The sequence below is a fragment of the Pseudomonas sp. CK-NBRI-02 genome (assembly GCF_008124495.1).
Taxonomy (GTDB): domain Bacteria; phylum Pseudomonadota; class Gammaproteobacteria; order Pseudomonadales; family Pseudomonadaceae; genus Aquipseudomonas; species Aquipseudomonas guariconensis.
The window spans coordinates 243,322-270,219 of sequence record NZ_VSJH01000015.1 but is presented as its reverse complement, the minus strand read 5'-3'; the positions used below and the strand labels follow the sequence as shown (position 1 = coordinate 270,219).

The following is a 26,898-nucleotide window of genomic DNA, read 5'->3' as shown; positions in this document are numbered from 1 at the left end:
CCGCTCAGCCCTCGAAGGTTCGGACCAACTGGTCGATGACCAGACGAACCCGGGCCGTGTGGCGCAAATCTTTGTGGGTGACCATCCACACCTCGTAAGGCGCGCTGCGTTCACGTGACGGCCAGACCCGCGCCAAGCCGTCGCGCTCGCCCAGGGCAATGGGAATCTCGCCGATTCCTAAGCCTTCGGCGATGGCGCGGCGCACCATCATGCTGGAGTTCACCGCTGCCACCACCCGCCCCTGGTCGATCACCTCATCGACCAGCGTCGGCACTGTCCGATCACGCCAGTACGGCTCATACATCACCAAATCGTGCCCTGCGAAACCACTGGCCGGCACCGGTTCGCCTTGGCGGGCCAGATAGTCGGTGCTGGCGTACAGGCCCATCGGCCAGCTCGCCAGCTTGCGCAGGATCAGGTCCGGGTTGTCCGGACGCTGGTTGCGGATGGCGATATCGGTCTCGCGTTGCGACAGGTTGACCAAATCCGAGGAGCCATGCAGCACCACGCGGATCTCAGGGTGGGCCAGGTGCAACTGACGCAGGGCTGGCATCACGAAATCGCAGGCCAGGGAATCGGTGGTGGAAATCCGCACCTCCCCAGCGCCTTCATTGTCTACCCCGCGAATACGCCGGGTGAGCTCAAGCGCCGCGCTTTCGACCTTCTGCGCGAGCGCGAACGCCTCCTCGCCAATGGCGGTCAGTTGATAGCCTGCGGGCGTTCGCAGGAACAGGGTCGACCCCAGGTCGGCCTCCAACGCAGCGATCCGTCGCCCTACGGTCGCCTGGTCGACCCGCAGCACGCGCGCGGCCCGGCGCAATGTCTGTTCGCGGCCCAGGGCCAGCAGGATCCTTGCGTCATCCCAATTCATCGATGGTCTTTCCTCACAGCACTTGTGCAACAGCGCGCCGCGAAATCGCCGCGCGCCCGGGGCCGACGAGTTCCGTACCCTTGGGAGCAAGTCGCCAACGCGGCCAACCTTCACCTCACAAGGGCACAGTACCCATGAACAACGTTTCCAACATGACCGCCATCGAGATCACCCAACCGGGCGGACCCGATGTCCTCCAACCCACTCGCCGGACGATTCCCGAGCCTGCCGCACGCGAGGTCCTGATCAAGGTTCGCGCCGCAGGCGTCAATGGCCCGGACCTGCTCCAGCGCAAGGGCCTGTACGACCCACCCGCAGGTGCCTCGGACATCCCTGGCCTGGAGATCGCAGGTGAAGTCGTTGCCCTTGGCAGCGAAGTCCGAGGTTTTGCCGTTGGTGATCCGGTGATCGCACTGGTGACCGGTGGCGGCTACGCTGAATACGCCGTGGCCGACGAGCGTACCACCTTGCACCTGCCCGAGGGCCTGTCGATGATCGAAGCCGCGGCTCTGCCCGAGACGTTCATGACCGTCTGGGTCAACCTGTTCCAGCGAGGCGGGTTCAAAGCCGGCGAGTCAGTGCTGATCCACGGGGGCGTATCCGGTATCGGCACCACCGCGACGATGCTGGCCAAGGCCCTCGGTGCCTCGCGGATTTTCACCACCGTCGCCAACCCCGAACAGCAAGCGGCCAGCCAGGCCCTGGGTGCCGACGTTGCGATCGACTACAACCGCCAGGACTTCGTCGAGGAGGTCTTGCGCCATACCGAGGGCCAGGGTGTGGACGTGATCGTCGACATCATCGCCGGCGAATACGTAGCGCGTAACTTCCAGGCCGCGGCCATGAACGGGCGGATCGTGCAGATTGGCGTCATCAAGGGCCCGGCGCCGCAGGTTGACCTGTTCCCGATGCTGGTCAAGCGCCTGACCCACACAGGCTCGACCTTGCGTGCACGAACCGCAGACGACAAGGCGCAGATCATCACCGACCTGCAACGACACGTCTGGCCCCATGTGCGCAGTGGCGCGGTCAAGCCTCTGATCTTCCGCACCTTCGCCCTGGGCGATGCGGCCCAGGCCCACGCCTTGATGGAAAGCGGCCAGCACATGGGCAAGGTGGTGCTGACCGTCGACGCCTGACACCAAAGAAACTCACCCGGCGCCGACTTCCTTGAGCAGCGCAGCGGCCGCCAGCTTGCCCAGTGCATTGCCGGCCAACGGGCTGTCGCCGGTGAGCAGCTTGCGGTCCTGCAAGGTGGCGCCGGAAATGTCTTTGTTGATGATTTCCACGCCCAGGGCCTTGAGCTGTTCGCCGAACTTCCACGTCAGGTGCCCGGGCATGTAGCCAATGTCCGGGGTCTTGGCATCCAGATCGTCCGGGAAGGCGCAGATGCGGTAGCCGTTGTAGATGCAACTATCGCGCGTCTCGCCGAGACCCGCGGCGAGCAGCGCCGCTGGGCCATGGCATAGAGTGATGACGAACTTGTCGTGCTTGGCCGCCCAGAGCAGCAGCTGTTTCACCGCTTTGCTTTCGGGCAGGCCAATCAACGCGCCGTGGCCACCGGGGATGAACACACCGATGTAGTCCGAGTCAGGGCCCAATGCACGCTCGACGACATCCTCGAGTTTGAGCGGTTGTTTGAAGGCATCGCGATAGCGGGCGTACAGGCCCTTGACCTCGGCATCCTCCGAAGGCATCGCCCAGAACTCGAACTTGACCGGGTTGCCAGACAACGTCGCCACATCGAAGGCAAAGCCGGCTTTGTCCAGGTGGTACATGGGCAGCAGGGTTTCCACCGGATGGTTGCCGGTGGAGAACATCGTGCCGTTGTCGGTGAGCAAGTAGCGCTCGTCGGCACCGATCATCAGCACTTTCCAGCGGCCTCCCGTGTAGGGCCTTGGGTAATCGGCGCCACTGAGGTCGGATGTGGGCGAAGTGAACTGACTCAGCGAATAGGGCGAGGGGAAAAACGCATTGTCCTCGGCCGGGTCAGGCGTGGGGCGTTTGTCATCGTTCGGCTGTGCCATGGCGTTCTCCAACAGGCTGGTGGGGACAATCGGGCAGTCTAGTCCAGCCCAGTAAAAGCTATCGCAGGACGCGACTTGCGGTGCGTCGGTCAATAAAGGCTATGTGCCACCAGTCATCCAGCTGTCATCTTTCTGTCGTATTTTCCGATCACTACCCAAGGTCGGGACCATCAGCTGTGATTCGCCGTTTCTTATCGTCCGCAGGGTTGCTCCCCCTACTGATACTGACGCTCTGCGCCATCACCCTCGCCTTCCTGTGGGGGCTGCACGTTACCCAGAAGGCCGCCTCGCGCCAGGATGCGCTGTCGGCCAAGGCCGCCGAGCACATGAACCTGGCCAGTATCGTCGCGCAGAACCTTGGCCAATTGGTGGACCGCGCCCAAGCGGTGGGCCGGGTGACACAGCACGATATGAAATCCCTGCGCCAGGGCAATCTGAGCCTGGCGCGGATCCTGGTCGAAGACCCAGCGTTCAAGCGCATGAGCCTGTATGACCGCCAGGGCCGGCTGCTCGCCTCCAGCCACGCCGACGAACCCCAGGCGCTGCCCCCGGATTGGCTCGACCAGCTCAAGGTGCGGGTTTCCCACGATGGCTTCAAACCCTTCATGCCCCACCTCGCGCCTTCATACACCCCAACGTCCGGGCTCCACTGGCGCCTGCCGTTCATTCTGCCGCTGACCGACGTGCGCGGGCGGGAGATCGACAGCCTCCTGGTGGTACAGCTGGATGTCGGCTATCTCGCTGTCCTGCTCCAGCACATCGACCTAGGCCGCACCGGGTTGATGCGTGTGCTCCAGGACGATGGCCAGGAGCGCCTGCGCATCGACTCCAGCGGCGTGGTGATGACCGGCGACCGACTGATGCCGAACCTGCCCGAAACCGGTGAGGAGGCCGGCCTGCTCACCCAGTACAGCGTCGAGGGCGCCTACCAGAGCCTGTACCGGCGCGTGGCCAACCGGGGGTTCAGCGTGGTGGTGAGCCAGCAGCACGATGAGATCCTCGCCCCCTCGGCGCTGACCTACGCCCGCCAGTTCTGGCTGAACCTGAGCATGACCCTGATGATTCTCGCCAGCCTCGCCTGGAGCCTGCGCCTGCTGGGCAAGCGCCAGGAGGCCTTCAGTGCCCTGGAGCACGCCCAACGGGTCAACCAGCAACTGATCGGCCGCCTGGAGGATGAACATCGACGCAGCAGCCACGCCGCTGCTACCGACCACCTGAGCGGTTTGCACAATCGCCGACAATTCGTCGAAGTGGCGACCCAGGCCCTGGCCTGGCAACGGGGCAAGCGCCGATTGATGGCGATCCTGTTCATCGACATGGACCGCTTCAAATCGATCAACGACTCCCTCGGCCACAAGATCGGCGACCTGCTGCTACAGGCCGTGGCCGGGCGCATCCAGCGCCTGCTGGAACTCGGCGACGAGGCCTCGCGCTTTGGCGGGGACGAGTTCGTGGTGCTGCTGGCCGGCGAACGCGACGAGGAGCAGATCGACACCTGGGTGCGCGAGCTGGTCGCCAAGCTCTCGGCCACCTATGCCCTGGACGGCCAGGAGGTCAATACCAGCCCCAGTGTCGGGGTGAGCATCTGCCCGCGCGATGGTCAGGACATCGACACACTGATCCGCTGCGCCGACGCTGCGATGTACTCGGCCAAGCAGGCCGGGCGCGCCCAGTACCGCTTCTTCGACCCGTCCTTGAACCTTTCCGACATCCAGGCCTTCACCCTCGAGCAAGCCTTCGGCATCGCCCTGGCCGAACGCCAGTTCCTGCTCCATTTCCAACCCCAGATTCGCCTCGACACCCTGAAGGTGCAGGGCTACGAAGCGCTGGTGCGCTGGAACCACCCTGAGTTCGGCTTGCTTTACCCTGATCGCTTCATCGCCATGGCCGAGCGCAGTGGTTTCATCGTAGAGCTGGGCTGGGAGGTGCTGCGCCTTGCCTGCGAAGCGCTCGGCCGCTGGCAAGCCCAAGGGCGTGATGAGCGCCTGGCAGTCAATGTCTCGGCCTTGCAACTGCGCCAGATGGACTTCAGCGAGCGCTTGCTGGCCACGCTGCACGAGCATGCCATCGACGCACACCGGCTGGAGCTGGAAATCACCGAAACCACCGTGCTCGACCCCGAAGGCACCGCGCTGGACCACCTGCACCGCCTACGCCAGGCAGGCCTGGGCGTCAGCCTGGATGATTTCGGTCGAGGTTATGCAGGCTTTGCCCACCTGCATGCGCTGCCACTGACCAAACTCAAGATCGACCGTGCCTTGATCGCCCCGTTGTGCAATAGCCACGACGACAGCCCGATCGTCTCCTCCACCATCATCCTGGCCAAACGCCTGGGCCTGGAAGTGATCGCCGAGGGCGTGGAGACCCGCGAGCAGGTGGTGTGCCTGAAACTCGCCGGATGCGACAGCGCTCAGGGCTACCACTTCAGCCGGCCTCTGTCACCGGCGCAACTGCTGGAATACCCGCCCTTCAGTGGCGCCCGGGACAGCGCCTGTTGCAGCCTCTGACGGCGTCTCCTGCGTCCAGGCGACCCATCGCCGCGAATCGCGTTCAGCCCCGCGCCACCTGCCACAACCGGGCGACGTCAGTGGCCCGCGCTTGTAACAACTGCGCTGCCTGGGCGCACGCCTGCTCCAGGCTCATCGGCCCGCTGGCCAAGGCGAAGGCCGCATCGATGCCATGGGCATACAACTGCTGGTAGCCCTCGCCCAAAGTTCCGGCCAGCACCACCACAGGCACACCATGACGCTTGGCCACCCGGGCCACGCCCATCGGCGTCTTGCCGCGCAAGGTCTGGGCATCGAAGCGCCCTTCCCCGGTGATCACCAGATCCGCCCCCTGCACCAGCGCATCGAGCCCTGCCAGTTCTGCCACCACTTCAACCCCAGGGCGGAATTGCGCGCCCATGAAGGCCTTGGCCGCAAAGCCCATGCCGCCCGCCGCGCCACATCCGGGAAACTCACGCACATCGTCACCCAGCAATTGTGCGCACAGGTCGGCAAAATGCCCCAGGGCCTGGTCCAGTGCCTGCACCTGCGCGGGGCTTGCGCCCTTCTGCGGGCCAAAGATCGCCGAGGCGCCATTGGGGCCGCACAAAGGATTGTCGACATCGGCCGCCACCTCTACCTGAACCTCCGCCAGGCGGGGGTCCAGATCGCTGGCATCGATACGGGCCAGTCGGCCCAAGGCCAACCCGCCCTCCTCCAGTGCCTGACCGTCGGCATCCAGCAGGCGCAGGCCCAGGGCTCGCAGCATGCCGCTGCCGCCATCGTTGGTGGCGCTGCCGCCAATGGCCAGGACGATGCGCGTCGCACCGGCGGCCAACGCGGCGGCGATCAGCTCGCCAGTGCCCCAGGTGCTGCTGCGGCACGCATCACGCTGGTCGGTCGGCACCCGTTGCAAGCCACTGGCCTGGGCCATCTCGATGATCGCCGTACGGCTCTCGGCCAGCCAGCCCCAGCCGGCCTCGACGCTATGGCCCAGCGGCCCACGTACCACCTGGCGACGCAGCTCGCCATGGCTGGCGGCCAGGATCGCGTCCATGGTCCCCTCGCCTCCATCGGCCATGGGGCATTCGACCCGTTCGGCGTCCGGCCACACTTCGGCCAGGCCCGCACCGATAGCGCGGGCCACACCGGCAGCGTCGAGGCTGTCCTTGAACGAATCGGGGGCGATGACGACTTTCATGGGGATTCTCCTGTCCAGATACCCCGCATGCTGCCAGTTGTGGTGCAGCGGGGCCTCTGTCGAATGCACAAAAGCGTTGCGGTGTTGTTTGGGCGAATGCCTTTTTTGCCAGGGGGCATCACTGCGTCGGCAGCAGTTGCAAGCCCAGGTACAGGCTGAGCATCCCTTCAAGGCGCAACGGATCGACCTCGCTCACCTCGGCGATCCGCTCCAGGCGATACCTCAGGCTGTTGCGATGGATACCCAGGGCATCGGCGCAGGCCTGGCTCTGCCCGTCGTGGGCACACCAGGCGCGCAGGGTCGCAAGCAACTGCCCGCTGGCATCCTTGGCGCGGATGCGCTGCAAGGGCTCGAGCAGTTCGTCCAGCGCGTCATCGTTGCGATGGCGCCAGAGCAAGGCAGGCAGGCGGTAGCGCGATAGACTCAGCAGCCGTTCCTGAGGCAGGACCTCGCGCCCGTAGGCGAGCAGGTCGCGCACCCGCCGATAACCCCGGCGCAGTTGCTCCAGGCTCTGCGCCGTATTGCCCATGGCCAGGCGCTGGACCTGCCAGCCATGGCGATGAAGACGTTCGACCAGGCGCTGTTCATCCAGCGCGACGCCTGCAGGCCGACACCACAACAACGAATGCCGGGCCGGGCTGACGCACCAACTGTCGGGAAAACGACTCATCAACCAGCCGGACAATGTCTCCGCGCTCGGCCCAGGCTCGAGTTCGAACAGGCACGGCACCCGAGGCAACTGGGGCTTGAGGCCCAATTGCTGGGCTTCATCGAGCAGCCGTGGGGAATCGCTGCTGCCTCCGAGCAACAAGGCCAACAGGTCGTCGCAGCGCTGACGCCGCCACTGTTGCTCCACCTGCAAGTGGCGCTGGGCCAGGAGCATTTCGGCGGTCATGCGCACCAACTCGCCATAGGTACGCAACTGCTGCGGATCGCCCGTAAGCCCCAACACGCCGATCAGGCGGTCATCGAGCATCAGCGGCAGGTTCACCCCGGGCTGCACGCCCTTGAGGCACTTGGCGGCCTCCACATCCAGTTCGACGATCCGCCCGTTGGCCAACACCAATTGCGCGCCTTCATGGCGGGTGTTGATACGCTCCGGCTCGCCACTGCCCAGGATCAAACCCTGGCTGTCCATGACGTTGACGTTGCACGGCAGGATAGCCATCGCCCGGTCGACGATGTCCTGCGCCAGGTCGTGGTCCAGTTCGAACATTCAAGGGTCCTTGCGGTGGTAGGCTTTGGTCGCCGGCACAGCGGCCCGTGCCAGAAGCTGTGCAAAAGCACAAAGACAGCCGCGCCGCGCTCACCGAGACTCGTCGTGGCGAGCGCCGGAACCCGCGACGCCGCGACAACCATAAAAAAAGAGAATCCGATCATGGCACACAGCCCCGCCCCTGACCAAGGCAAAGACATCACCCGCGATGCGCTGTACCGGCGTATCACCGTGCGGCTGATTCCCTTCATCTTCATCTGCTACCTGTTCAACTACCTGGACCGCGTCAACGTCGGCTTCGCCAAGCTGCAAATGCTCGACGCCCTGAAGTTCAGCGAGACCGTCTACGGCCTGGGTGCCGGGATCTTCTTCATCGGCTACGTGCTGTGCGGCCTGCCCAGCAACCTGGCGCTCAACCGCTTCGGCCCGCGGCGCTGGATCGCACTGATGATGATCGCCTGGGGTACGCTCTCGACCTGCCTGCTGTTCGTCACCACGCCCACGGAGTTCTACGCCCTGCGCCTGCTCACCGGCGCCGCTGAGGCCGGCTTCTTCCCCGGCGTGGTCCTGTACCTTTCGCGCTGGTTCCCGGCGGACCGCCGCGGCCGCATCATGGCGCTGTTCATGTCGGCGATCCCGGTCTCGGGGCTGCTGGGCGGGCCGTTCTCCGGCTGGATCCTCGATCACTTCGCCGCAGGCCAGCACGGCCTGGCCGGCTGGCAGTGGATGTTCCTGATCCAGGGCGTGCCTACCGTGGTGCTGGGCATCCTCGCCGTGCTGCTGCTCAGCGACGGTTACCAGAAAGCCGCCTGGCTGAGCCCGGCCGAGCGCCAGGTGATCGAGGCCGACCTCAAGGCCGATGCCGCTGGCAAGCCCACCACCCAGGGTGACGGTGTGTTGGCCGTGCTCACCAATCCGCTGGTCTGGACCTTCGGCTTCGTCTACTTCTGCATCCAGAGCGGCGTGTACGCCATCAACTTCTGGCTGCCCTCGATCATCAAGAACCTGGGCTTCGACAATCCGCTGCTGATCGGCTGGCTGAGCGCCATCCCCTACCTGCTGGCCGGTGTGTTCATGATCGTCGTCGGGCGTTCGGCGGACCTGCGCAACGAGCGGCGCTGGCACCTTGTGGTGCCGATGCTGATGGGTGCGCTCGGTCTGTTGATCGCGGTGAATTTCGCCCAGAGCCCGACCATCGCCATCCTGGGCCTGTCAATCGCTACCATGGGCGCGCTGACCGGGCTGCCGATGTTCTGGCCGATGCCGACCGCCCTGCTCAGTGCCAGCGCTGCCGTAGCGGGCCTTGCGATCATCAACTCGGTGGGCCAGATGGCTGGTTTCCTGAGCCCCTACCTGGTCGGCTTCATCAAGGACCAGACAGGCTCCACCGACGCTGCGCTCTATTCGCTGGCCGCGCTGATCGTGTTCGGCAGCCTCGTGGCCCTGCGTGCGACCCGTGCCGGCGCGCTGAGCGCTGCCCGCGCCAACTGAAGCTGTTCGGGGGCGCTTCAGCGCCTCCGATCGTCGGTCTGTTGCATCCCCGGCTCGGCGAAGGCGTCAAATGAACCTGAACGGTTCTACGGAGACGCCCCATGACCCAGCACAGCGTGGCCCGCCTCGAACAGCTCGACGACCACACGCCTTTGCGCGTCCAGGCTGGCAGCGAAGAAGTCATCCTGATCCGTCAGGGCGACTTGGTGCATGCCTACCAGGCCCATTGTCCCCATGAAGGCGCGCCGCTGGACGAAGGTGCCCTGTGTGGCGGGTTGCTGGTGTGCCCTTGGCACAAGGCGGCGTTCGCCGTGGACGAAGGCGCGGTCTGCGAGCCTCCGGCCCTGGCCGACCTGCGGCGTTATCCCGTGCAGGTGAAAAACGGCGAGATCCTGGTCGACGACCAGCCGCTGCCCAGGGCCAACCCTCCCCGGCACAGCGACGCCCGCTGCTTTGCCGTGATAGGCGCGGGTGCGGCTGGCAGCGCGGCGGTGGCAACCCTGCTCAGCCATGGTTTCGGCGGCCGTCTGGTGTGGATCGACCAGGAACAGCACCCTGCCTACGACCGCACGTCCTTGAGCAAATTCGTCATCGCCGGGCAGATGGCCCCCGACGAAGTCCCCGCCCTGCTCGAGCCTGAAGCCCTGCGCCAGGGCCATCTGGAGCGCTGGCACGCCAAGGTGCGGACGCTGGATGTCGCCAAGCGCCAGATCCTGCTGGCCGACGGCAAGCGCCTGGATTACGACGCGGCCCTGGTGGCCACCGGGGGCAAACCCAAACGCCCGGACCTTCCCGGCGTCCAGTTGCCTGGCATCTGCTTGTTGCGCTCCCGGGACGACGCCGCACGCCTGCTCGATGCCGCCGAACCGGGCCAGCCGGTGGTCATCGTCGGCGACGGCTTTATCGGCCTGGAGGCGGCTTCGGCCCTGCGCAAGTACGGCGCGCAAGTGCATGTGGTCAGCCGCCATGAAATCCCCCTGGCCAGGCAGCTCGGCGAACGTATCGGCCGCACCCTGCGCGAGCTGCACGAGCGCAAGGGCGTGGTGTTCCATGGGCCGACGGAGGTCGAACGCTTCGAAGGCACCGACCACGTCCAGACCGTGGTGCTGGCCAATGGCGAGCGCCTGGATACCGCACTGGTGCTGCTGGGAGTGGGCGTCAGACCGGCCACCGGTTTCGTGCAGGGCCTGGAGCTGGCAGACGATCAGTCCTTGCCGGTGGACGCCGAGCTGCACGCCGCCGAAGGGCTCTGGGCCGCCGGCGACATCGTCACCTTCCCCTTGGCCGGCCGCCCCGTGCGCATCGAGCACTGGCGACTGGCCGAACAGCACGGCGTGATCGCCGCCGCCAACATGCTCGGTGAGCAGCGCCGTTACGACGACGTGCCGTTCTTCTGGACCTACCAACACGGACGCACCTATGAAGTGCTCGGTCATGGGCAGCACTGGAACCGTATCGAGTATGTGGGTGAACCGGAGAAAGGCGATTTCATTGCCCTGCAATGCATCGACGATCAGGTCGAAGCCGTGATCGCCAAAGGCTACGCCCGCGTCATGGCGGTACTGTCGCAACGGATGAAACGCCCCTTGAACAGTCGCGAGGCGCGGGAACTGATCGATGCCTGGCCGGGCTGAGCCTGCACGTGCCCTGTGGCCAGCCGGATCCTTTCAATGGCAGGTGGATGTGTGTAAAACAGCCCTACACTCCTCGACACAAGGCGCCGCGCATGATCTACCGCCCCCTCGGCCACAGTGGCCTTCAGGTTTCCGCCCTCACCCTTGGCAGCATGATGTTCGGCGAACAGACCAGCACCGAGGACTCGCTGCGCATCATCGACAAGGCCTGGGACCAAGGCATCAACTTCATCGACACCGCTGACGTTTACAACGCCGGGCGCTCCGAAGAGATCGTCGGCGAGGCCGTGGCCCGCCATCGCCAGGACTGGATCGTCGCCTCCAAGGCCGGTTTCGGCCCGGCAGAAGGCTTGCCCAACCGCAGTGGGCTCTCGCGCAAGCACCTGTTCAATGCCATCGAGGCCTCGCTCACGCGTATGGACCTGGACTACCTGGACATCTACTACCTGCACCGCGAAGACCACAAGGTGCCCCTGGAAGAGACGGTGCGGGCCATGGGCGACCTGCTGCAACAAGGCAAAATCCGCTATTGGGGCGTGTCCAACTTCCGCGGCTGGCGCATCGCCGAGCTGTGCAACCTGGCCGAACGCCTGGGTGTGGCCAAGCCGGTGGTGAGCCAGCCTTTGTACAACATCGTCAACCGCCAGGCCGAGCCCGAGCAACTGACTGCAGCCGCCTACCATGGCCTGGGTGTAGTGCCGTTCAGCCCGCTGGCCCGAGGCGTGCTCAGCGGCAAGTACGCGCCGGGTGCCGAGCCTGCGGCTGGCAGCCGCGCTGCGCGCCAGGACAAACGCATCATGGAAGTAGAGTGGCGCCAGGAATCGCTGGCCATCGCCCAGAAAATCCAGGCCTACGCCCAGGCCAAAGGGGTCGGGATCGTGGAGTTCGCCATTGCCTGGGTGCTGAACAACCAACTGGTCAGTTCGGCGATCGTCGGACCGCGCACCGAGGCGCAGTGGGACACCTATGCCGGTGCGCTGGAGGTGAAGATCACCGCCGAGGACGAGGCCTTCATCGATTCGCTGGTCACCCCGGGGCATGCCTCGACGCCCGGGTTCAACGATGTGGCGCATTTCGTCACCGGGCGCCTGGCTCGCCCATAGGCGTTGGGCGCGCGCAGCCCCCACTGCAATCCCTCAGCCTCGGGCGATGGCAAGGCTCAACGCCCCGCCTCGCGTTGCCCTAGGTATTTCTCGGTCCAGGCCGCCAGCGGCAGCGGAGGCTGCTGCTGGACAATGCGCCGCCAGATCAGCGCGAGGTCCTCGCCGTTAAACATCGAGCCCACGCCATCGCCCAGCCACAGGGTCGGCGTCACCGCGTTCCAGCGCCCGGTACTGTCCCGGCTGGCCATCTGGAAGCGGAAGGTGTAGTTGCCTGGGATGCCCATGCGCAGGTCGGTCACCACCAAGGCATTGCCCACCCTGTCGTAGCGCAGCCAATCATCGGTGAACCAACGCAGTCGCTCGTGCAGCGGCATGCCACGCAGTACCTGGGCGGCCTCCAGGTTCAGCGACTGGCGCTGCATTTCCGGCGGTTCCTGGTCAAAGGCGCTGCTGATGCCTTCGTAGTACTGGCCATCCGGGGTTTTGGCCAATACCCCCCAGACCAAGCTGTTGAAGGCGATGGGCACGGCGCGCACGTGGGTCACGGCAATGCCCTGCTCATCGAGGGCGAGCGCAAAACGCTGTTCGGCCGCCATGCGCCCGGCCAGCCCATAGCCCAGGTAAGCGGTGCTGAACGCCAAGGCCACGCCTAGCACGGTGACAGCCTTGCCACTCATGCCTTTGAACGCCGCGTACAGCACAGCGCCGAGCAAGGGCAAGGTGTACACAGGATCGATGATGAACACCGCCGCCCAACTCTGCGGGGTCAGGTGCAGGGGCCAGAACAACTGGGTGCCGTAAACGGTGAACGCATCGAGTATCGGGTGAGTCACCAACACTAGCCAGAACGCCAGGAACACCCGCGGTAGGCGGTAGCCTTTGTCGGGCCAGCGCCTTCGGGCGACCGCGCTGACCAGCCAGGCCAGGGCCGCCGCCAGGGCGGTGAGGACGAAGAGGGAGTGGGAAAAGCCTCGGTGGTAAGTCATCTGCGACACCGGGTCGGCATAGCGGATCAGCACGTCGAGGTCCGGCAAGGTGCCCAGGGCCGCGCCGTACAACAACGAACGACGCCCCTGGATACGCCCCAGCACCGCGCCTTGGAGGGCGGCGCCGAGGACAGCTTGGGTCAGTGAGTCCAAGGTGAAAGTCCCTGATCGGTGTTTTTCAGGAACCTACCCTCATTCACCGTACTCGCCAAGGGGCGGCTGCGCAGCCTATCGCAGGCTGCACCTGGGCCTTGCGTCGTAGAGGCTCAAGAAGGCTTACAGCAGTTGCCAGGTATACACCAGGATCAAGCGGTTCTCATCGATGTCACTGCGGTAGTTGGAGCGTGCCATGGCATTGCGCACGCGAATCCCCAAGCCTTTGAACAGCCCGCCCTGCACCGCGTAACCAAGATCCAGGTCGCGCTCGCGGTCCTTGCCCTCGTAGCCTTGGCCGGTGTCGACGTTGTTGCCGGTGATGTAGCGCACCGTGGCCGTCAGTCCAGGGATACCCATCGCGGCGAAGTTGTAGTCGTAACGCACCTGGTAGGAACGCTCGTCGGTGTAGGCGAACTCGTACGTCGGCACTTCATTGCCCAGCGGCGAGATGTTGGCGAATACCCGAGGGAACGGGCTGTCGCCATAGATCCCCTGATAGCCGACATGGAAGCTGTGCCCGCCCTGCCGGGCGGTGAGCATCGAAAAGAACGCCTGGTTGTCGATGTTGCCCAGCAGCGCATCACCGTCCTCGCGGGCGGTGAAGTAGCCCAGGTTGGCGCTGAGCACCCAGTCGCCGAGCGGCTTGCTGTGCTTGAGGCCAATGAAGCCCTGTTCGTAGATGTCCTGCAGTTGGCCGTACCAGAGGCTGGCGCTGCTTTGGTTGTCGTTGAAGGCATAGTCGCCACCGAGGTAGTTGAAGGCGTCGCTTTGTGCCTGGCGCATGGGCACATGCCCAAGCATGGCGATCATCTTGTCGTCACCGGCCTCGTTACGCAGGTGGCTGGAGGTCAGGTGCCCGGCCTGCAGGGTCAGGCCGGCCAGCTCGGCGGAGCTGAGGCTCACACCTTGGTAGGTCGGCGGCAGCAGGCGAATGTCGCTGAACGTCAGCACTGGCAGGTTGGGCTGAAGTTCGCCGAACCTCAGTTCGGTCTTGGACAGACGCGCCTTGAAGGTCGGCGCCAGGCGGCTGTATTCGTCCGCGGCGCGGCCATCGCTGTGAACCGGCAACAACCCGGTATTGACCCGGTCAGGGCTGCTGTCGAGCTTGATGCCCAGCAAGCCCAGGGCGTCCAGGCCGAACCCCACCGTGCCGGGGGTGTAGCCCGACTTGAAGTCGAGGATGAAACCCTGGGCCCACTCCTGGGCCTTCGATTGCTGATTGGCCCCGACGATATCCGAATAGTCGCGGCTGAAGTAATAGTTGCGGGCGCTCAGGCTGGCCTTGGCATCCTCGAAAAAGCCGTTTTCCGCGGCCAGCAGGGGTTGGCTGAGCAAGGTGATGCCCAGGGCGACACAAGGGGTGTGGTTCATTCCGAAGCTCTCTTTGATCTTGTTTTTATGGGTAAAGCGCTGGGAACGCGTGGGTCTTGAGTGATGCCTCTCCTCTTCAGCGGGCGCGGCGCAAGGCCGCTTGAACACGGGGGCGACGCAGGCGTGGCAAGACGTGGGCGGCAAGACCGAACAACAAACCCCAGAACGGCGCCGACAACCCCAGGAAGGACACACCGGAGGCCGTCACCAGGAAAGTGAACAACCCCGCGTCGCGTTCGCCCGGTTCGGACAGGCTCCTGACCAGGGCCTCACTGATCGCGCCGTACAAGGCCAGGCCTGCCAGCGCGGCAATGAGCGCGGCGGGAAAGGCCGCGAACAGCGACATCAAGGTAGCGCCGGCGATACCCAGCAGCAGGTACAGCACGCTGCCGGATACTGCCGCCACATAGCGCCTGCGTGGGTCCTCATGGGCTTCGCGCCCGGTGCACAGGCTCGCGGTGACCGCCGCAAGGTTCAGTCCATGGCAGCCAAAGGGCGCGAGCAACGCCCCCCCTACGGCACTGGCGCTGATCAGCGGGCTCGCCGGCACGCTGTAACCGGCATTGCGCAGTACCGCCATGCCCGGCATGAACTGCCCGGTCAGGGCCACCAGCACCATGGGCAGCGCCAGGCTGAACAGGGCTGCAACACTGAACTGCGGTGCGATCAAGCGTGGCGAGGCCAGCTCCAGCACCAACGCATCACTGCGAAACTGCCCGCTCAATAGCGTGACAAGCGCACCGACCAGCAGCACCATCGCCACCGCATAGCGCGGCTGGCGCGCGCGCATCAGCACATAGGTGGCGAACATCGCCAGCACCAACATTGGCTGTGCCGGTAACGCGCGGAACACCTCGGCCCCGAAACTGAACAGAATCCCAGCCTGCATGCCGGCGGCAATGGAGCCTGGCAGGCGAGCGATGATGCGGTCGAAGGCGCCGCTGATGCCGATCACCAGCAACACCAGGTTCGCCACCAGGTAGGCGCCGATGGCCTGTTCCAGGCCCAACTGCGGCAAGGCGGTGACCAGCAGCGCCGAGCCCGGGATCGACCAGGCGATCACCACCGGCACCCGATAGCGCAGGCTCAGCAGCGCCCCCAGCAGCGCGCTGCCCATGGACACCGCCCAGACCCATGAGGACAGCACCGCGTGGGGCAAGCCGGCTGCCTCGGCGGCATGGAAGATGATGACCAGTGGCCCGGCATAGGAAATCATCGTTGCGATCATGCCGGCGACGATGGCCGACACGGAGCAATCCTTGAACAGGTCTTTCATGGGACCTCTCGCAAGCGCTGGCCGGCCTTGATGGCTGGCACTTGTTTTGTGTTGACTGCATCGCAGGCTGGCGTTGCGTGTGCGATGCGTTCTTCACGAGTAAGCCCGCCCACCGTCCCTGTGGGAGCGGGTTTACCCGCGAAGGGGACACCTCGGGGTATCAGCCCTGCTGCAATGCCCGCGGCCGTCCGCTGCGCTGCTCTGCCTCGCTGTCCACAGCCTTCTGCAGTTGGAAATCGAACGTGAGCTCGGCATACCGCCCCTGTACACCCCGCGCGCCGTCCTCGCGGAACTTGATCTCGCCGACCAGCCCATCACGGGTGGCGTAGGCGAAGTCGTCCCACAGGTACTGGTCACCGGCCAGGTTGATCTGGGTGGTCAGGTGGCGATGGCCCGGCGCAGAAATGAAGAAGTGGATGTGCGCCGGGCGCTGGCCGTGGCGGCCGAGCAAGTCCAGGCATTCCTGGGTCGGGCCCTGCGGGTCGCAGCCGTAGCCCGAGGGCACGATGCTGCGTGCGCGGTAGCGGCCCTGGGCGTCGGTGACGATGCGCCGGCGCAGGTTGTACTGCGACTGGCTCTGGTCGAAGAACGAGTAGGTGCCGCGGGTGTTGGCATGCCACAAATCGACCGTGGCGCCGGCCACCGGCTGGCCGTTCGGGTCGAGCACCTGGCCTTCGAGGAACATCACCGTGGCCACGCCCTCCTCGCTACCGTCGTCCATGCGCACTTCGCCTTCAGCAATAGGCGCACCGGCGACATACAGCGGGCCTTCGATGGTGCGCGGGGTGCCACCGGTCAAGCCGGCCTGGGCGTCCTTGGCGTCTTGCAGCAGGTCGAGGAAATGCTCAAGACCCAGGCCTGCCACCAGCAGCCCGGCCTCGCCTCGCCCGCCCAGGCGGTTGAGGTAGTCGACGGCGAGCCAGAACTCGTCCTCGGTGATCTCCAGGTCCTCGATCAGGCGCGCGGTATCCTGCAGCACGCGCTGGATGATGCGCTTGATGCGCGGGCTGCCATCATCGTTACCGAAGCCGGCCGCTTCTTCGAAGAACTTCTGGATATCGGCAGTGTGGGAAATCTTCACGGTCATGGTGCGTACCTCATCTTGTTCTTGTGCAAGGGTTCGAATCAGCGATCGTCGCTGTGGATCGACGAGGGGTGGCGGCACAGGCCGTCGACCTCGATGTCCATGTAGGGAAACAGCGGCAGTTGCATCAGGGTGTCGTGCAGGGCCTCGACGCTGGGCACGTCGAATACGCTGTAGTTGGCGTAGTGGCCGGCGATACGCCACAAATGGCGCCAGGTGCCCTCGCGTTGCAGACGCTGGGCCAGTTCCCTTTCATCGGCCTTGAGTTGCGCGGCCTTGGCCGGGTCCATGTCGACCGGCAGCTTCACGGTCATCTTCACGTGGAACAGCATGGGATTCTCCTTGAGTCTGGTTAAGTCGTTGCGGGCGCGGCTTTAGCCGCGAACACCGGCACAGCCGGTGCCATCCACCGCGTTGTCTGCTTCGCGGCTGAAGCCGCACCCACAGGGTCGTGCGTTTTTCAGCGGCGGGCGAAGCGCGCCAGGCGGGCTTCGTCCAGGGTCAGGCCCAGGCCCGGGGTGCGCGGCACATGCAACTGGAAGTCGCGGTACTCCGGCGCCTGGGTGACGATTTCCTCGGTCAGCAGCAACGGCCCGAACAGTTCGGTGCCCCAGGTGATCTGGCGCAGGGTGAGGAACGCGTGGGCCGAGGCCAGGGTGCCGATCGCGCCTTCGAGCATGGTTCCGCCATACAGGGCGATGCCGGCGGCTTCGGCGATCTGCGCGGTGCGCAGCACGGCGCGTGGGCCACCGTTCTTGGCGATCTTCAGGGCGAAGATGCTGGCGGCGCCGTCGGCGGCCAGGCTGAACGCATCCTCGACGCTTTCGATCGACTCATCGGCCATGATCGGCGCCGGGCTGCGCTGGTTCAGGCGGACCTGGCCGGCGCGGTTGATACGCGAGATCGGCTGCTCGATCAGATCGATACCGTTGTCGCCCAGCACCTGGCAGGCACGGATGGCCTGGGACTCGTCCCAGTACTGGTTGACATCGACCCGCACGCTGGCCCGCTCGCCCAGGGCACGCTTGATTGCCACCACGTGCTTGAGGTCCTGCTCCACCGGGTTGGCGCCGATCTTGAGCTTGAACACCCGGTGGCGACGTGCCTCGAGCATGTGCTCGGCCTCGGCGATGTCGCGTGCGGTGTCGCCGCTGGCCAGGGTCCAGGCCACTTCCAGGCTGTCGCGCACCCGCCCGCCGAGCAGTTCGCTGACCGGCAGCCCCAGGCGTTTGCCCTGGGCGTCGAGCAACGCGCTCTCGATGCCGGATTTAGCAAAGGTGTTGCCCTTGGCCAGCTGGTCGAGCTTGAGCATGGCAGCGTTGATGTTGTCTGCCGGCAGGCCGATCAACGCCGGTGCCAGGTGCGCGTCGATGTTGGCTTTGATGCCTTCGGGGCTTTCGTAGCCGTAGGCCAGCCCGCCGATGGTGGTGGCCTCGCCGATGCCCTCCACGCCGTCGCTGCAGCGCAGGCGCAGGATCACCAAGGTCTGCTGCTGCATCGTATGCATCGCCAGCTTGTGCGGGCGGATGGTCGGCAGGTCGACGATGATCGCCTCCAGCCGGTCGATAGTCGGGCTTGTCATGCAAGGCCTCCAGTTGCGTCAGTGAACGGTCAGGCCTGGGCAGGCGCGGTCAGGCCGTGGCGCCGGCCGCTGGCCAGGTGCACGGCCATGGCCAGCGCGGCAATGGCACCAGGGATGGCAAATGCGATGAAGTTCAATTGCAGCGGCAGGTTTATGCCCATCAGCGCCCCCCCCAGCAGCGGGCCGACAATGGCGCCATTGCGGCCGATACCCGACGCCCAGCCCAGCCCCGTGGAGCGCACCGACAGGCCGTAAAGCTGGGCGGCGCCGGCATACAGCAGGATCTGCGTGCCGATGGTGGTGGCGCCGGCGATGAAGATCAGCCCATAAAGCACCGGCATTGGGCTGTTCACGCCCAGAAGACTGATGGACAAGGCCGCAGCCAAGAAGAACGCCACCTTGACCTTGACCAGGTTGTAGCGGTCCCCCAGCCAACCACCGAAGATCGCCCCGGCCATGCCACCAAAGTTCAGCGCCAGTAGGAACGACAGGCTCGAGCCCAGGCTGTAGCCGGCATTGGCCATCAGCTTTGGCAGCCAGGAGCTCAGCGCATACACCATCAGCAGACAGCAGAAGAACGCCAGCCACAGCGCCAGGGTGCGCACCGCCAGGCCCTCGCGGAACAACGCCGCCACTGAAGCGCCCTTGGCCTTGCGCTCCGAGACCTGCAGCACATCGTCCGCCTGCACATCGCAGTCAGGATCCACACGCTTGAGCAGCGCACGTGCGTCCTTCACGCGGCCCTGGCGCACCAGAAAGCCGATGGACTCCGGCAGGTAGTAGAGGATCACCGGCAACAGCAGCAGCGGCAGCGCTGCGGCAAAGAACATCGACTCCCAGCCAAAGCGCGGCAGCAAGTAGATGCCGACGCCTGCCGAGAGCATGCCGCCCAGGGAGTACCCGCTGAACATGATCGCCACCAGGGTGCTGCGCAGGCGCTTGGGCGCGTATTCGTTCATCAGCGCCACGGCGTTGGGCATCAGCCCGCCGCAGCCGAGCCCGGCGATAAAGCGGTAGATACCGAATTCGCCAGGGCTGCTGGCAAAGCCATTGAGGATGGTCGCCCCGGAAAACAGCGCAAAGCACAGGGCAATGCCTTTCTTGCGGCCGATGCGGTCGGCCAGGCTGCCGAACGCCAGGGCGCCGAACATCATGCCGAACAGCGCATAGCTGCCCAGGGCACCGGCCTGCAACGGGGTCAGGCCCCACTCTTTCATGATGACCGGCAGGACCACGCCGTAAATGAACAGGTCATAGCCGTCGAAGATCAGCAGCAGGCCGCACCAGGCCATGACCATCCAGTGAAAGGGCGTGAAGCGTGCGTTGTCGATGATCGCTTGGACGTCGAGGGTTCGCATGGCATCTATCTCTGTTGTTTTTGTTGTGTGAAGAAAACCTTGCCGCAGGCGATCTCAGCCGAGATCGCCACCACCGACCGGCAACGTGACGCCGGTGATGTAGGAGGCCTCGTCGGAGGCCAGGAACAGGATCGCGCCGACCTGCTCGTCGATGGTTCCGTAGCGCTTCATCAGGCTGCTGGCGACGGTCTGGTCGACGATCTGCTGGTACCAGGCCTTTTCCTGCTCGCTCTGCTCGGTGCTGTTACGCGGGATGCGCCGCGGTGGCGCCTCGGTGCCGCCCGGAGCGGTGGCATTGACGCGCACCCCACGGCCGGCGGTTTCGAACGCCAGGCAGGCGGTCAGCGCGTTGACGCCGCCTTTGGCTGCGCCATAGGGCACGCGGTTGACGCCACGGGTGGCAATGGAGGAAACGTTGACGATGGCGCCGCTGCCGCGCTCGAGCATGTACGGCAGCGCCGCATGACAGCACCACAGGGTCGGGAACAGCGAGCGCCGCACTTCGGCCTCGATCTGCTCGACCGCGTAGTGCTCGAACGGCTTGGCCCAGATGGTCCCGCCGACGTTGTTGATCAGGATGTCGAGACGGCCGAAGGTCGCCACGGCCTCAGCCATCACCTGGGCGCAGTCAGTGTGCTGCTCCAGATCGGCGATGAGTGTCAGCACGCCCTCCCCGGCCAGCTCGTGGACCAGCTCGGAGCGGTCCACCGCAACCACCTGGGCGCCCTCGGCCTTGAGCCGCCAGCACACGCCACGGCCGATGCCTTGGGCGGCGCCGGTGACCAGGGCGACCTTGCCTTGGAATCTGTTGTTCATCTGCACTTCTCCGATGCGCCGCTGCCACAGCGTTCGCGAACGAAATAAAAAGGGGGCCGCCCTCACCCGCACGATGCGGGCAGCCCCGTGAAACCTCAGGCCGCCGCCGCGAACTTCTCGTAGTAGAAGTTCGCCGGCGTGATGCCTTGCTCGCGGATGTACTGGCTGACCGCCTCGACCATCGGTGGCGGCCCGCACAGGTACACGTCCACGTCGCCGTCATTGAGGTGGCGTGGGTCGATGTGCTGGGTCACGTAACCCTTTTGTGGGTACTGGCTATCGGGGTTGGCCACGCAGGCGCTGAAGGTGAAGTTGGGAATCTGCGCGGCGAAGGCCTGCAGGCGGTCCAGCTCGACCAGGTCGAAGTCGTTGGTGACCCCGTAGATCAGATGCAGCGGGTGCTCGCTGCCCTGCTCGGCGATCTTCTCCAGCATCGCCGTGAACGGTGCCAGGCCGGTGCCACCGGCCAGCAGCAACAGAGGCCGCTGGATCGGGCGCAGGTAGAAGCTGCCCAGAGGGCCGGCCAGGGTCATCTGGTCGCCCGCCTTGGCTAGGCTCGTGAGGAAACTGCTCATCAGGCCACCCGGCACATTGCGGATCAGGAAACTGACCTCGCCGTCCTTTTGCAGCGAACTGAACGAGTAGGCGCGGGTCTGTTCGCTGCCCGGCACCTTGAGGTTGACGTACTGCCCCGGCAGGAACGCCAGACGGTTCAACGCCTCGCCCTTGATCGACAAGGCAATGGTGCTTTCGGACAACTGCCGCACATCGGCGATGGTGGCCTCGAAGCTGGCCTGCTCGGTCTTGCACAGCTGCGAGGACGCCGGAACGCGGATCACGCATTCGCTCAACGCACGCATCTGACAGGTCAGGACATAACCCTGGGCGATCTCGTCCTCGTTCAGGGCGTCTTCGATGAAGTTGTCGCCCAAGTCGTAGCGCCCGGCCTCGGCCTGGCACTTGCAGGTGCCACAGGCACCGTCGCGGCAGTCCAGCGGGATGTTGATGCCTTGGCGGTAGGCGGCATCGGCGACGGTTTCGTGGCCGTCGGCCTGGATGAAACGGGTGACCCCGTCTTCGAAATTCAGTGCGATCTGGAAGCTCATGGCGTACCTCCGGGGCGAGCCTGGCCGCGGCGCGCCTTGCGGCACCCCGAACGGCCCTCGCCGTGACCTGAAATCAGATGTGGTAGATGTCGATGACCTGACGGACGTAGTCGTTCTTCAGGACCACCTTCTTGGCCAGGATCAGCGGCTGCTCGCCGCGCAGATCGAGGGTGTAGAAGCTGGTGCCGAAATAGCTGTCGGTGGTCTTGTAGCGAAAGCTCAAGGTGTGCCAGTTGAAGCGCACCTGGCATTGGCCATCGCCCTGCTCGACGATCTCGATGTTGCTGATGTTGTGCGAGGTGCGGGTGTCGGGCACCGTGGCGCTGGAGCGCTCGGTCTTGATGCGGAACACCCGGTCCTCAAGACCGCCACGGTTGCCGTACCAGATCAGCGAGATTTCACTCTGCGGGTCTTCGGTGAGCGTGTCGTCATCGTCCCAGGAAGGCATCCAGAAAGTCGCATCGGCGGCGTACAGCTCCAGCCATTGGTCCCACTGGGCATCGTCCAGGTAGCGCGCTTCGCGGTAGAGAAAGTCGCGCACGGTCTCGTAAATGCTCATTGCACGGCCTCCACAGGGATCAATCGCTGTTCCTGCTCCAATGCCTTGAGCATGGTGTCCTGCCAATACTTGTGCTGCAGCACGAACAGGCCTTCATCCTCGGTGCGCACGCCCGAGAGCAACGGCTTGAGTTCGATTTCTTTGGCCGCCTCGTCGGCGCCCTCCACCCAATGAGTCGCGCCCCGGGACATGTCGTTCCAGCCGGTGCCCGCGCCGTAGCCGGTCTGGCAGGAGCGGAACTCTTCCAGGTCGTCCGGGGTGGCCATGCCACTGACGTTGAAGAAGTCCTCGTACTGGCGGATGCGCTTGGCCCGCGCCTCGGCGCTTTCGCCCTTGGGCGCAATGCAGTAGATGGTGATCTCGGTCTTGTTCACCGAAATCGGCCGGGCGACACGAATCTGCGAGCTGAACTGATCCATCAGGTAAACGTTGGGGTACAGGCACAGGTTGCGCGAGTTCTCGATCATCCAGTCGGCGCGGGCCTGACCGAAATCGGCGGCCAGCTGCTCGCGGCGCTCGTAGGCCGGACGGTCCTCAGGGTTGGCCCAGCGGGTCCACAGCAGCAGGTGGCCATGGTCGAAGGAGTAGAACCCCCCACCCTGCTTGGCCCAGGCGCCGGCGCTCATGGTCTTGATCTCTTCCCCGGCCTCGCGCTGCTTGCGCTGGTTCTGGGTGGCGGCGTAGTTCCAGTGCACGGAGCTGACGTGGTAGCCGTCGGCACCGTTTTCGGCGGTGAGCTTCCAGTTGCCTTCATAGATGTAGGAGCTCGAGCCGCGCAGCACTTCCAGGCCTTCGGGGGACTGGTCGACGATCATGTCGATGATCTTGGCCGACTCACCCAGGTGCTCACTCAACGGTTTGACGTCCGCGTTGAGGCTGCCGAACAGGAAGCCACGGTAGGACTCGAAGCGGGCGACCTTGGTCAGGTCGTGGGAGCCGTCGCAGTTGAAACTGTCGGGATAGCCGGCGTTGGCCGGGTCCTTGACCTTGAGCAGCTTGCCGCTGTTGTTGAAGGTCCAGCCGTGGAACGGGCAGGTGTAGCTTGAGCGGTTGCCGCGCTTGTGACGGCAGAGCATGGCGCCGCGGTGGCTGCAGGCATTGAGGAAGGCATTGAGCTCACCGTCCTTGTTGCGCGCGATGAAGATCGGCTGGCGCCCCATGGTCAGGGTGAGGAAGTCGTTCTTCTCGGGAATCTGGCTTTCGTGAGCCAGGTAGATCCAGTTGCCCTCGAAGATGTGTTTCATCTCCAGGTCGAACAGGCGCGGGTCGGTGAACATCTCCCGCTTGCAGCGGTAGACACCTTTTTCCCGATCGTCCTCGAGCATGGCATTGACGTAGTCGAATCCCAGGGACATGGCCAGGGTCTCCATTGTTATTGTTCAGGCCAGGTCAGGTTAGGGATTGGGCGGCGGGGGCAATATCCGGATCGTGCAGAGTGCTATCCAGTTTGTGCAGGCAGATCGGTGCGCAGGGTGCAGGGCTTGCGCAATCGCGGGCAAGCCCGCGAGCACAGGTCAATTGCGGCGTTTGAGAGTCTCCGATGGCAGCTCGCCAAAGCGCTGCCGGTAGTGCTCGGAGAACCGACCGAGGTGCAGGAAGCCATAGTCCATCGCCAGTTCGGTGACATTGCGGACCGAACAGCTGGCGTCGCGCAGGCAGGCATGCACCTGCTCGAGCTTGCGCTGGCGGATGTACTGCTTGGGCGTGGTGCCCAGGTGCCGGTCGAACAACGCATACAACGAGCGCAGGCTCATGCAGGCCTGCTCGGCCAGGCCTTCGGCGGTGAGTTCGTGCTTGAGGTTGCGGTCGATGTGCTCGAGGATGCGCTCCAGGCTCGCACCCGCCGCGCCCAAGGGTTCGCGCTGGACATTGGTGCTCATCAGCGTCAGCAGCTTGCTGGCGACGATCTGGCTGTAATGGCCCTGTACCCTGGGCAGCGAATCGCTCACCTCGGCTTCATGGCACACCATCGACAGCAGGTTGACGAAGCCGTCGAGTTCTTCCAGCCGGTAGTGGTTGCGCAAGAAACGCACCCCGCCGCTGGGCCGCTGCCAGCGTTGCTCCTCGCAGATCGAATCGAGCAGATGGGTGGGCACCTTGAGGATGAACTTCTCGCAGTCCTCCGAGTAGGTCAGGTCCACCGGTTCGTCCGGGTTGATCAGCAGCAATTCGCCCGGCACCAGGTAATGCTCGCGCTGGTGCCCTCGCCACAGGCAATTGCCGTTGAGCAGGATCTGCAGGTGATAGATGGTCTCCAGCGCCGGCGATGTGACCCTGACGCTGCCGCCGTAGCTGATGCGGCACAGGTCGAGCTCGGCCATCTTGCGGTGGCTCAGGCTCGATTGGGGATGGGTGGTGCGGGACAGGCCGATGCAGTGCTGGCCCACGTGCCGGTTGACGTAGTCGGACACGACATAAGGATCGGCGCGATGAAACACGCTGCTGCGCTCGCTCAACAGGCGGCTTTCCATAGGCAAGGCACTCGGCTTCGTTATTGTTCTGGTCGCCGCGTCCTACGGGCACTGGGGCCAGTGGTTACGGTCATTCACGGTCAGTCTATCGAGCCGGTGGAGGGAACATGGAGGCAGGCGACCACCGGCGTGGTGCTCTCCACACACTAAGCAAAAAGCGGGACCTTGGGCAATGCGACTTAAGCAAACGACGTGCGGATAGCGAACGTCCCGCAAGCGAGACGCGTTCGGTTATCGCACAGCGCAACGCGGGTAAACCCGCCCCCGGAAGGTTGCCAGACCTTGTCGACTTCAGAGGCCGGCTACTGCACCGGCAGGAAGTTCAGCAACAGCAAGCTTTGCGCATAGTTCAGACCGATCCGCCGGTAGCGTTCGTCAAGCATCTGGGCCAACAGGTCCAACCGCGCGACGATCTTGCCGAACTCCACGGCAAAGCTCAGGTTGCTGCCCTCTTCGGAGATTTCATTGGAAAACAGCAACAATACGCCATTGGCGTCCTGCCGCTGGCTCAGCATCCAGGTGGCCTTCTCGATGTTGCGGGCGGCGTTGTTGACGAACAGCGGGTCGATGGTGTCGGTCATGTAGAACTCGGTGCGCCCGCCATGAGCGGTGATCAGCATGCTGCCGATGGCGTAGATGAAGGCGCCGACCCGGTCGCCGCGAAATTCCGGGCTCAAGGCGTAGCTCAAGGCCGCCAGGTCGCGCCGATTGCCAAGCTGTGCCAAGGGTTGGCGCTGCTCGATGGCCAGGCGGATCTGGCGCTCGGCGGTAGCGGCGTCGAGGTAGCCCGATTGCTTCCACTGGTTGGGATTGCGCTGGTAGAGCTTGTTCATCAGCAAGTACAGGCTCTGCAGGTTGTCACGCATGGCAATCGTCGCCATGCGGTCGACACTGGTCTGGAACAGCTCGCTGGGCTTGCCGTCACCGAGCTGGGTGAGGACATCGCGCCCCTGCTCCTGGGTGCAGGCGCACAGGGCCGTCAGGGCGCCAGCCAGGAGCAGGCGGGATAAAAGTCTGGGCAGTGAAACAACCATCGGCACCGGGGTCTGGGATCAACGGCTGGGTCGGGCATCGGCTCAGCCTGGCCATCGATAGAGCGTGCAAATGGAGAAAAGTGCGGCGGGTAAGCGAAACGCTTGTAGTGCTGGGACGCTTCACAGGCCAAACAGCAGACTCAAAGACAGCGCTGCGCCGTGGCAGCACCTGTCTTGTGTTGCTTGCAATGGCCTGTTCGCGGTAATCCCGCTCTACAGGGACTGCCGCGTTGTTGAAAGCGCCGCAGCACCCCGTGGAGGGTTCACCCGCGAAGCGATCACATGGCGTGACGCAGCATCTCGATAACCCGGGCATGCAACGCCGGATCGCCACAAGCCACCACGCAACCGCCATCCTGCGCCGAGGTGCCGTCCCAGGCAGTGATCACACCGCCTGCGCCCTCGATGATCGGCATCAGCGCCTGCACGTCATACGGCTGCAGGCTGGCTTCGACGATGACATCGACAAAGCCCGACGCCAGCATGCAGTAGGCATAGCAGTCACCGCCATAACGCATCAGCCGCGCCTTGCCGGCAACCGCCTCGAAGGCCGCCTTGCGCGCGGGCGTGTCGAACATGTCCGGAGTGGTACACATCAAGGTCGCCGATGCCAGGTCGACGCAAGCGCGGGTCTTGAGCGGCGTGCCGCTGCGCCAGGCGCCCTCCGGGGTGCCGACGAAGCGCTCGCCGGTGAACGGCTGGTTCATCACCCCGACCACCGGACGTTCGCCGTCGTTCAGGGCGATCAGCGTGCCCCACAGCGGCAGGCCGGTGATGAATGCGCGAGTGCCGTCGATCGGGTCGAGCACCCAGGTCAATGGGCTGCTGCCCTTGGCCACACCTTGCTCTTCACCGAGGATGCCATGGGCCGGATAACGCGCCTGGATCAGCTCACGCATGGCCTCTTCGGCGGCCTTGTCGGCCACGGTGACCGGGTCGTACAGGCGTCCGCCCTTGTCCTCGACGTCCAGGCTTGCACGGAAATACGGCTTTATCGCCGCAGCGGCGGCATCGGCCAACTGCTCGGCGAAGGCGCGGAATTCGCCAATCTGTTCAACGCTCAGGGACAT

General features: G+C 64.8%; 23 protein-coding genes. 5 read left to right on the top strand and 18 right to left on the bottom strand.

The window, feature by feature from the left end; translation table 11 throughout:
- Positions 1–4: 4 nt before the first annotated feature.
- Complete coding sequence (locus DQ397_RS12190; protein ID WP_043210825.1) at positions 5–871, bottom strand: LysR family transcriptional regulator; 867 nt, start codon at positions 869–871, stop codon at positions 5–7.
- A 152-nt stretch (positions 872–1,023) separates the two neighbouring features.
- Here DQ397_RS12190 and DQ397_RS12185 point away from each other — a divergent pair, with 152 nt between their 5' ends.
- The gene (locus tag DQ397_RS12185) at positions 1,024–2,010 is read left to right on the top strand and encodes an NAD(P)H-quinone oxidoreductase (RefSeq protein WP_043210867.1); all 987 of its coding nucleotides are present in this window, start codon (positions 1,024–1,026) and stop codon (positions 2,008–2,010) included.
- A gap of 12 nt (positions 2,011–2,022) precedes the next feature.
- Here DQ397_RS12185 and hchA read toward each other — a convergent pair whose 3' ends face one another.
- Positions 2,023–2,898 (bottom strand): glyoxalase III HchA, encoded by an 876-nt coding sequence (gene hchA / locus DQ397_RS12180; RefSeq protein WP_043210822.1) that lies wholly within the window; start codon positions 2,896–2,898, stop codon positions 2,023–2,025.
- A gap of 176 nt (positions 2,899–3,074) precedes the next feature.
- Here hchA and DQ397_RS12175 point away from each other — a divergent pair, with 176 nt between their 5' ends.
- The gene (locus DQ397_RS12175) at positions 3,075–5,405 is read left to right on the top strand and encodes an EAL domain-containing protein (RefSeq protein ID WP_043210820.1); all 2,331 of its coding nucleotides are present in this window, start codon (positions 3,075–3,077) and stop codon (positions 5,403–5,405) included.
- A 43-nt stretch (positions 5,406–5,448) separates the two neighbouring features.
- Here DQ397_RS12175 and DQ397_RS12170 read toward each other — a convergent pair whose 3' ends face one another.
- Both DQ397_RS12170 and DQ397_RS12165 read right to left on the bottom strand, forming a co-directional pair.
- Positions 5,449–6,585, bottom strand: coding sequence for a glycerate kinase (locus DQ397_RS12170; protein ID WP_043210818.1), 1,137 nt, complete (start codon positions 6,583–6,585; stop codon positions 5,449–5,451).
- A 118-nt stretch (positions 6,586–6,703) separates the two neighbouring features.
- Positions 6,704–7,801: a sugar diacid recognition domain-containing protein gene (locus DQ397_RS12165; RefSeq protein ID WP_043210816.1), complete on the bottom strand. Its 1,098-nt coding sequence runs from the start codon at positions 7,799–7,801 to the stop codon at positions 6,704–6,706.
- A gap of 162 nt (positions 7,802–7,963) precedes the next feature.
- Here DQ397_RS12165 and DQ397_RS12160 point away from each other — a divergent pair, with 162 nt between their 5' ends.
- The 3 genes from DQ397_RS12160 to DQ397_RS12150 all read left to right on the top strand — a co-directional run bounded on the left by DQ397_RS12160 (position 7,964) and on the right by DQ397_RS12150 (position 12,029).
- On the top strand, positions 7,964–9,292 hold the full coding sequence (locus tag DQ397_RS12160; RefSeq protein WP_043210814.1) for an MFS transporter: 1,329 nt from the start codon (positions 7,964–7,966) through the stop codon (positions 9,290–9,292).
- Between the two features lie 101 nt (positions 9,293–9,393).
- Positions 9,394–10,926: an FAD-dependent oxidoreductase gene (locus DQ397_RS12155; protein WP_043210812.1), complete on the top strand. Its 1,533-nt coding sequence runs from the start codon at positions 9,394–9,396 to the stop codon at positions 10,924–10,926.
- A 92-nt stretch (positions 10,927–11,018) separates the two neighbouring features.
- A complete protein-coding gene (locus tag DQ397_RS12150) occupies positions 11,019–12,029 on the top strand; it encodes an aldo/keto reductase (RefSeq protein ID WP_043210809.1) in 1,011 nt (336 codons plus the stop codon).
- Positions 12,030–12,085: 56 nt separating this feature from the next.
- On the opposite strand, the gene DQ397_RS12145 is transcribed toward DQ397_RS12150, so the two are convergent.
- From DQ397_RS12145 to hisN, 14 genes are all read right to left on the bottom strand, one after another.
- A complete protein-coding gene (locus DQ397_RS12145) occupies positions 12,086–13,168 on the bottom strand; it encodes a metal-dependent hydrolase (protein WP_043210807.1) in 1,083 nt (360 codons plus the stop codon).
- Positions 13,169–13,291: 123 nt separating this feature from the next.
- Positions 13,292–14,542 (bottom strand): OprD family porin, encoded by a 1,251-nt coding sequence (locus tag DQ397_RS12140; RefSeq protein ID WP_043210805.1) that lies wholly within the window; start codon positions 14,540–14,542, stop codon positions 13,292–13,294.
- Positions 14,543–14,618: 76 nt separating this feature from the next.
- Positions 14,619–15,818 (bottom strand): benzoate/H(+) symporter BenE family transporter, encoded by a 1,200-nt coding sequence (locus DQ397_RS12135; protein WP_148921553.1) that lies wholly within the window; start codon positions 15,816–15,818, stop codon positions 14,619–14,621.
- Positions 15,819–15,978: 160 nt separating this feature from the next.
- Entirely contained in the window at positions 15,979–16,905 is a 927-nt protein-coding gene (gene catA / locus DQ397_RS12130; protein ID WP_043210803.1) for a catechol 1,2-dioxygenase, read from the bottom strand.
- A 38-nt stretch (positions 16,906–16,943) separates the two neighbouring features.
- Positions 16,944–17,234 (bottom strand): muconolactone Delta-isomerase, encoded by a 291-nt coding sequence (gene catC, locus DQ397_RS12125; protein ID WP_043210800.1) that lies wholly within the window; start codon positions 17,232–17,234, stop codon positions 16,944–16,946.
- 128 nt (positions 17,235–17,362) lie between these two features.
- Positions 17,363–18,484: a muconate cycloisomerase family protein gene (locus DQ397_RS12120; protein ID WP_043210798.1), complete on the bottom strand. Its 1,122-nt coding sequence runs from the start codon at positions 18,482–18,484 to the stop codon at positions 17,363–17,365.
- Positions 18,485–18,513: 29 nt separating this feature from the next.
- Positions 18,514–19,842 (bottom strand): MFS transporter, encoded by a 1,329-nt coding sequence (locus tag DQ397_RS12115; protein WP_043210797.1) that lies wholly within the window; start codon positions 19,840–19,842, stop codon positions 18,514–18,516.
- A 54-nt stretch (positions 19,843–19,896) separates the two neighbouring features.
- Positions 19,897–20,658, bottom strand: coding sequence for a 1,6-dihydroxycyclohexa-2,4-diene-1-carboxylate dehydrogenase (locus tag DQ397_RS12110; RefSeq protein WP_043210794.1), 762 nt, complete (start codon positions 20,656–20,658; stop codon positions 19,897–19,899).
- Between the two features lie 95 nt (positions 20,659–20,753).
- Complete coding sequence (gene benC / locus DQ397_RS12105) at positions 20,754–21,764, bottom strand: benzoate 1,2-dioxygenase electron transfer component BenC (RefSeq protein ID WP_043210792.1); 1,011 nt, start codon at positions 21,762–21,764, stop codon at positions 20,754–20,756.
- 73 nt (positions 21,765–21,837) lie between these two features.
- Entirely contained in the window at positions 21,838–22,323 is a 486-nt protein-coding gene (gene benB, locus DQ397_RS12100; protein WP_043210788.1) for a benzoate 1,2-dioxygenase small subunit, read from the bottom strand.
- The gene (gene benA / locus DQ397_RS12095) at positions 22,320–23,678 is read right to left on the bottom strand and encodes a benzoate 1,2-dioxygenase large subunit (protein WP_043210865.1); all 1,359 of its coding nucleotides are present in this window, start codon (positions 23,676–23,678) and stop codon (positions 22,320–22,322) included. Before benA ends, benB begins: the two co-directional genes overlap by 4 nt.
- 159 nt (positions 23,679–23,837) lie before the next feature.
- The gene (locus DQ397_RS12090) at positions 23,838–24,794 is read right to left on the bottom strand and encodes an AraC family transcriptional regulator (RefSeq protein WP_043210786.1); all 957 of its coding nucleotides are present in this window, start codon (positions 24,792–24,794) and stop codon (positions 23,838–23,840) included.
- Positions 24,795–25,096: 302 nt separating this feature from the next.
- Positions 25,097–25,828 (bottom strand): hypothetical protein, encoded by a 732-nt coding sequence (locus DQ397_RS12085; protein WP_043210784.1) that lies wholly within the window; start codon positions 25,826–25,828, stop codon positions 25,097–25,099.
- A 278-nt stretch (positions 25,829–26,106) separates the two neighbouring features.
- Positions 26,107–26,898 carry a histidinol-phosphatase gene (gene hisN / locus DQ397_RS12080; RefSeq protein ID WP_043210782.1) on the bottom strand — a complete coding sequence of 264 codons (792 nt, stop codon included), beginning with the start codon at positions 26,896–26,898 and terminating at the stop codon, positions 26,107–26,109.

Coding starts and splice junctions, on each gene's coding strand:
- DQ397_RS12090 (WP_043210786.1), bottom strand. CDS start 24,794: ATGGAAAGCCGCCTGTTGAGCGAGCGCAGCAGCGTGTTTCATCGCGCC.
- DQ397_RS12135 (WP_148921553.1), bottom strand. CDS start 15,818: ATGAAAGACCTGTTCAAGGATTGCTCCGTGTCGGCCATCGTCGCCGGC.
- DQ397_RS12115 (WP_043210797.1), bottom strand. CDS start 19,842: ATGCGAACCCTCGACGTCCAAGCGATCATCGACAACGCACGCTTCACG.
- benB (WP_043210788.1), bottom strand. CDS start 22,323: ATGAGCATTTACGAGACCGTGCGCGACTTTCTCTACCGCGAAGCGCGC.
- DQ397_RS12140 (WP_043210805.1), bottom strand. CDS start 14,542: ATGAACCACACCCCTTGTGTCGCCCTGGGCATCACCTTGCTCAGCCAA.
- DQ397_RS12165 (WP_043210816.1), bottom strand. CDS start 7,801: ATGTTCGAACTGGACCACGACCTGGCGCAGGACATCGTCGACCGGGCG.
- DQ397_RS12110 (WP_043210794.1), bottom strand. CDS start 20,658: ATGAACAACAGATTCCAAGGCAAGGTCGCCCTGGTCACCGGCGCCGCC.
- DQ397_RS12160 (WP_043210814.1), top strand. CDS start 7,964: ATGGCACACAGCCCCGCCCCTGACCAAGGCAAAGACATCACCCGCGAT.
- DQ397_RS12155 (WP_043210812.1), top strand. CDS start 9,394: ATGACCCAGCACAGCGTGGCCCGCCTCGAACAGCTCGACGACCACACG.
- hchA (WP_043210822.1), bottom strand. CDS start 2,898: ATGGCACAGCCGAACGATGACAAACGCCCCACGCCTGACCCGGCCGAG.
- DQ397_RS12185 (WP_043210867.1), top strand. CDS start 1,024: ATGACCGCCATCGAGATCACCCAACCGGGCGGACCCGATGTCCTCCAA.
- DQ397_RS12120 (WP_043210798.1), bottom strand. CDS start 18,484: ATGACAAGCCCGACTATCGACCGGCTGGAGGCGATCATCGTCGACCTG.
- DQ397_RS12150 (WP_043210809.1), top strand. CDS start 11,019: ATGATCTACCGCCCCCTCGGCCACAGTGGCCTTCAGGTTTCCGCCCTC.
- DQ397_RS12170 (WP_043210818.1), bottom strand. CDS start 6,585: ATGAAAGTCGTCATCGCCCCCGATTCGTTCAAGGACAGCCTCGACGCT.
- catC (WP_043210800.1), bottom strand. CDS start 17,234: ATGCTGTTCCACGTGAAGATGACCGTGAAGCTGCCGGTCGACATGGAC.
- hisN (WP_043210782.1), bottom strand. CDS start 26,898: ATGTCCCTGAGCGTTGAACAGATTGGCGAATTCCGCGCCTTCGCCGAG.
- catA (WP_043210803.1), bottom strand. CDS start 16,905: ATGACCGTGAAGATTTCCCACACTGCCGATATCCAGAAGTTCTTCGAA.
- DQ397_RS12190 (WP_043210825.1), bottom strand. CDS start 871: ATGAATTGGGATGACGCAAGGATCCTGCTGGCCCTGGGCCGCGAACAG.
- benA (WP_043210865.1), bottom strand. CDS start 23,678: ATGTCCCTGGGATTCGACTACGTCAATGCCATGCTCGAGGACGATCGG.
- DQ397_RS12085 (WP_043210784.1), bottom strand. CDS start 25,828: ATGGTTGTTTCACTGCCCAGACTTTTATCCCGCCTGCTCCTGGCTGGC.
- benC (WP_043210792.1), bottom strand. CDS start 21,764: ATGAGCTTCCAGATCGCACTGAATTTCGAAGACGGGGTCACCCGTTTC.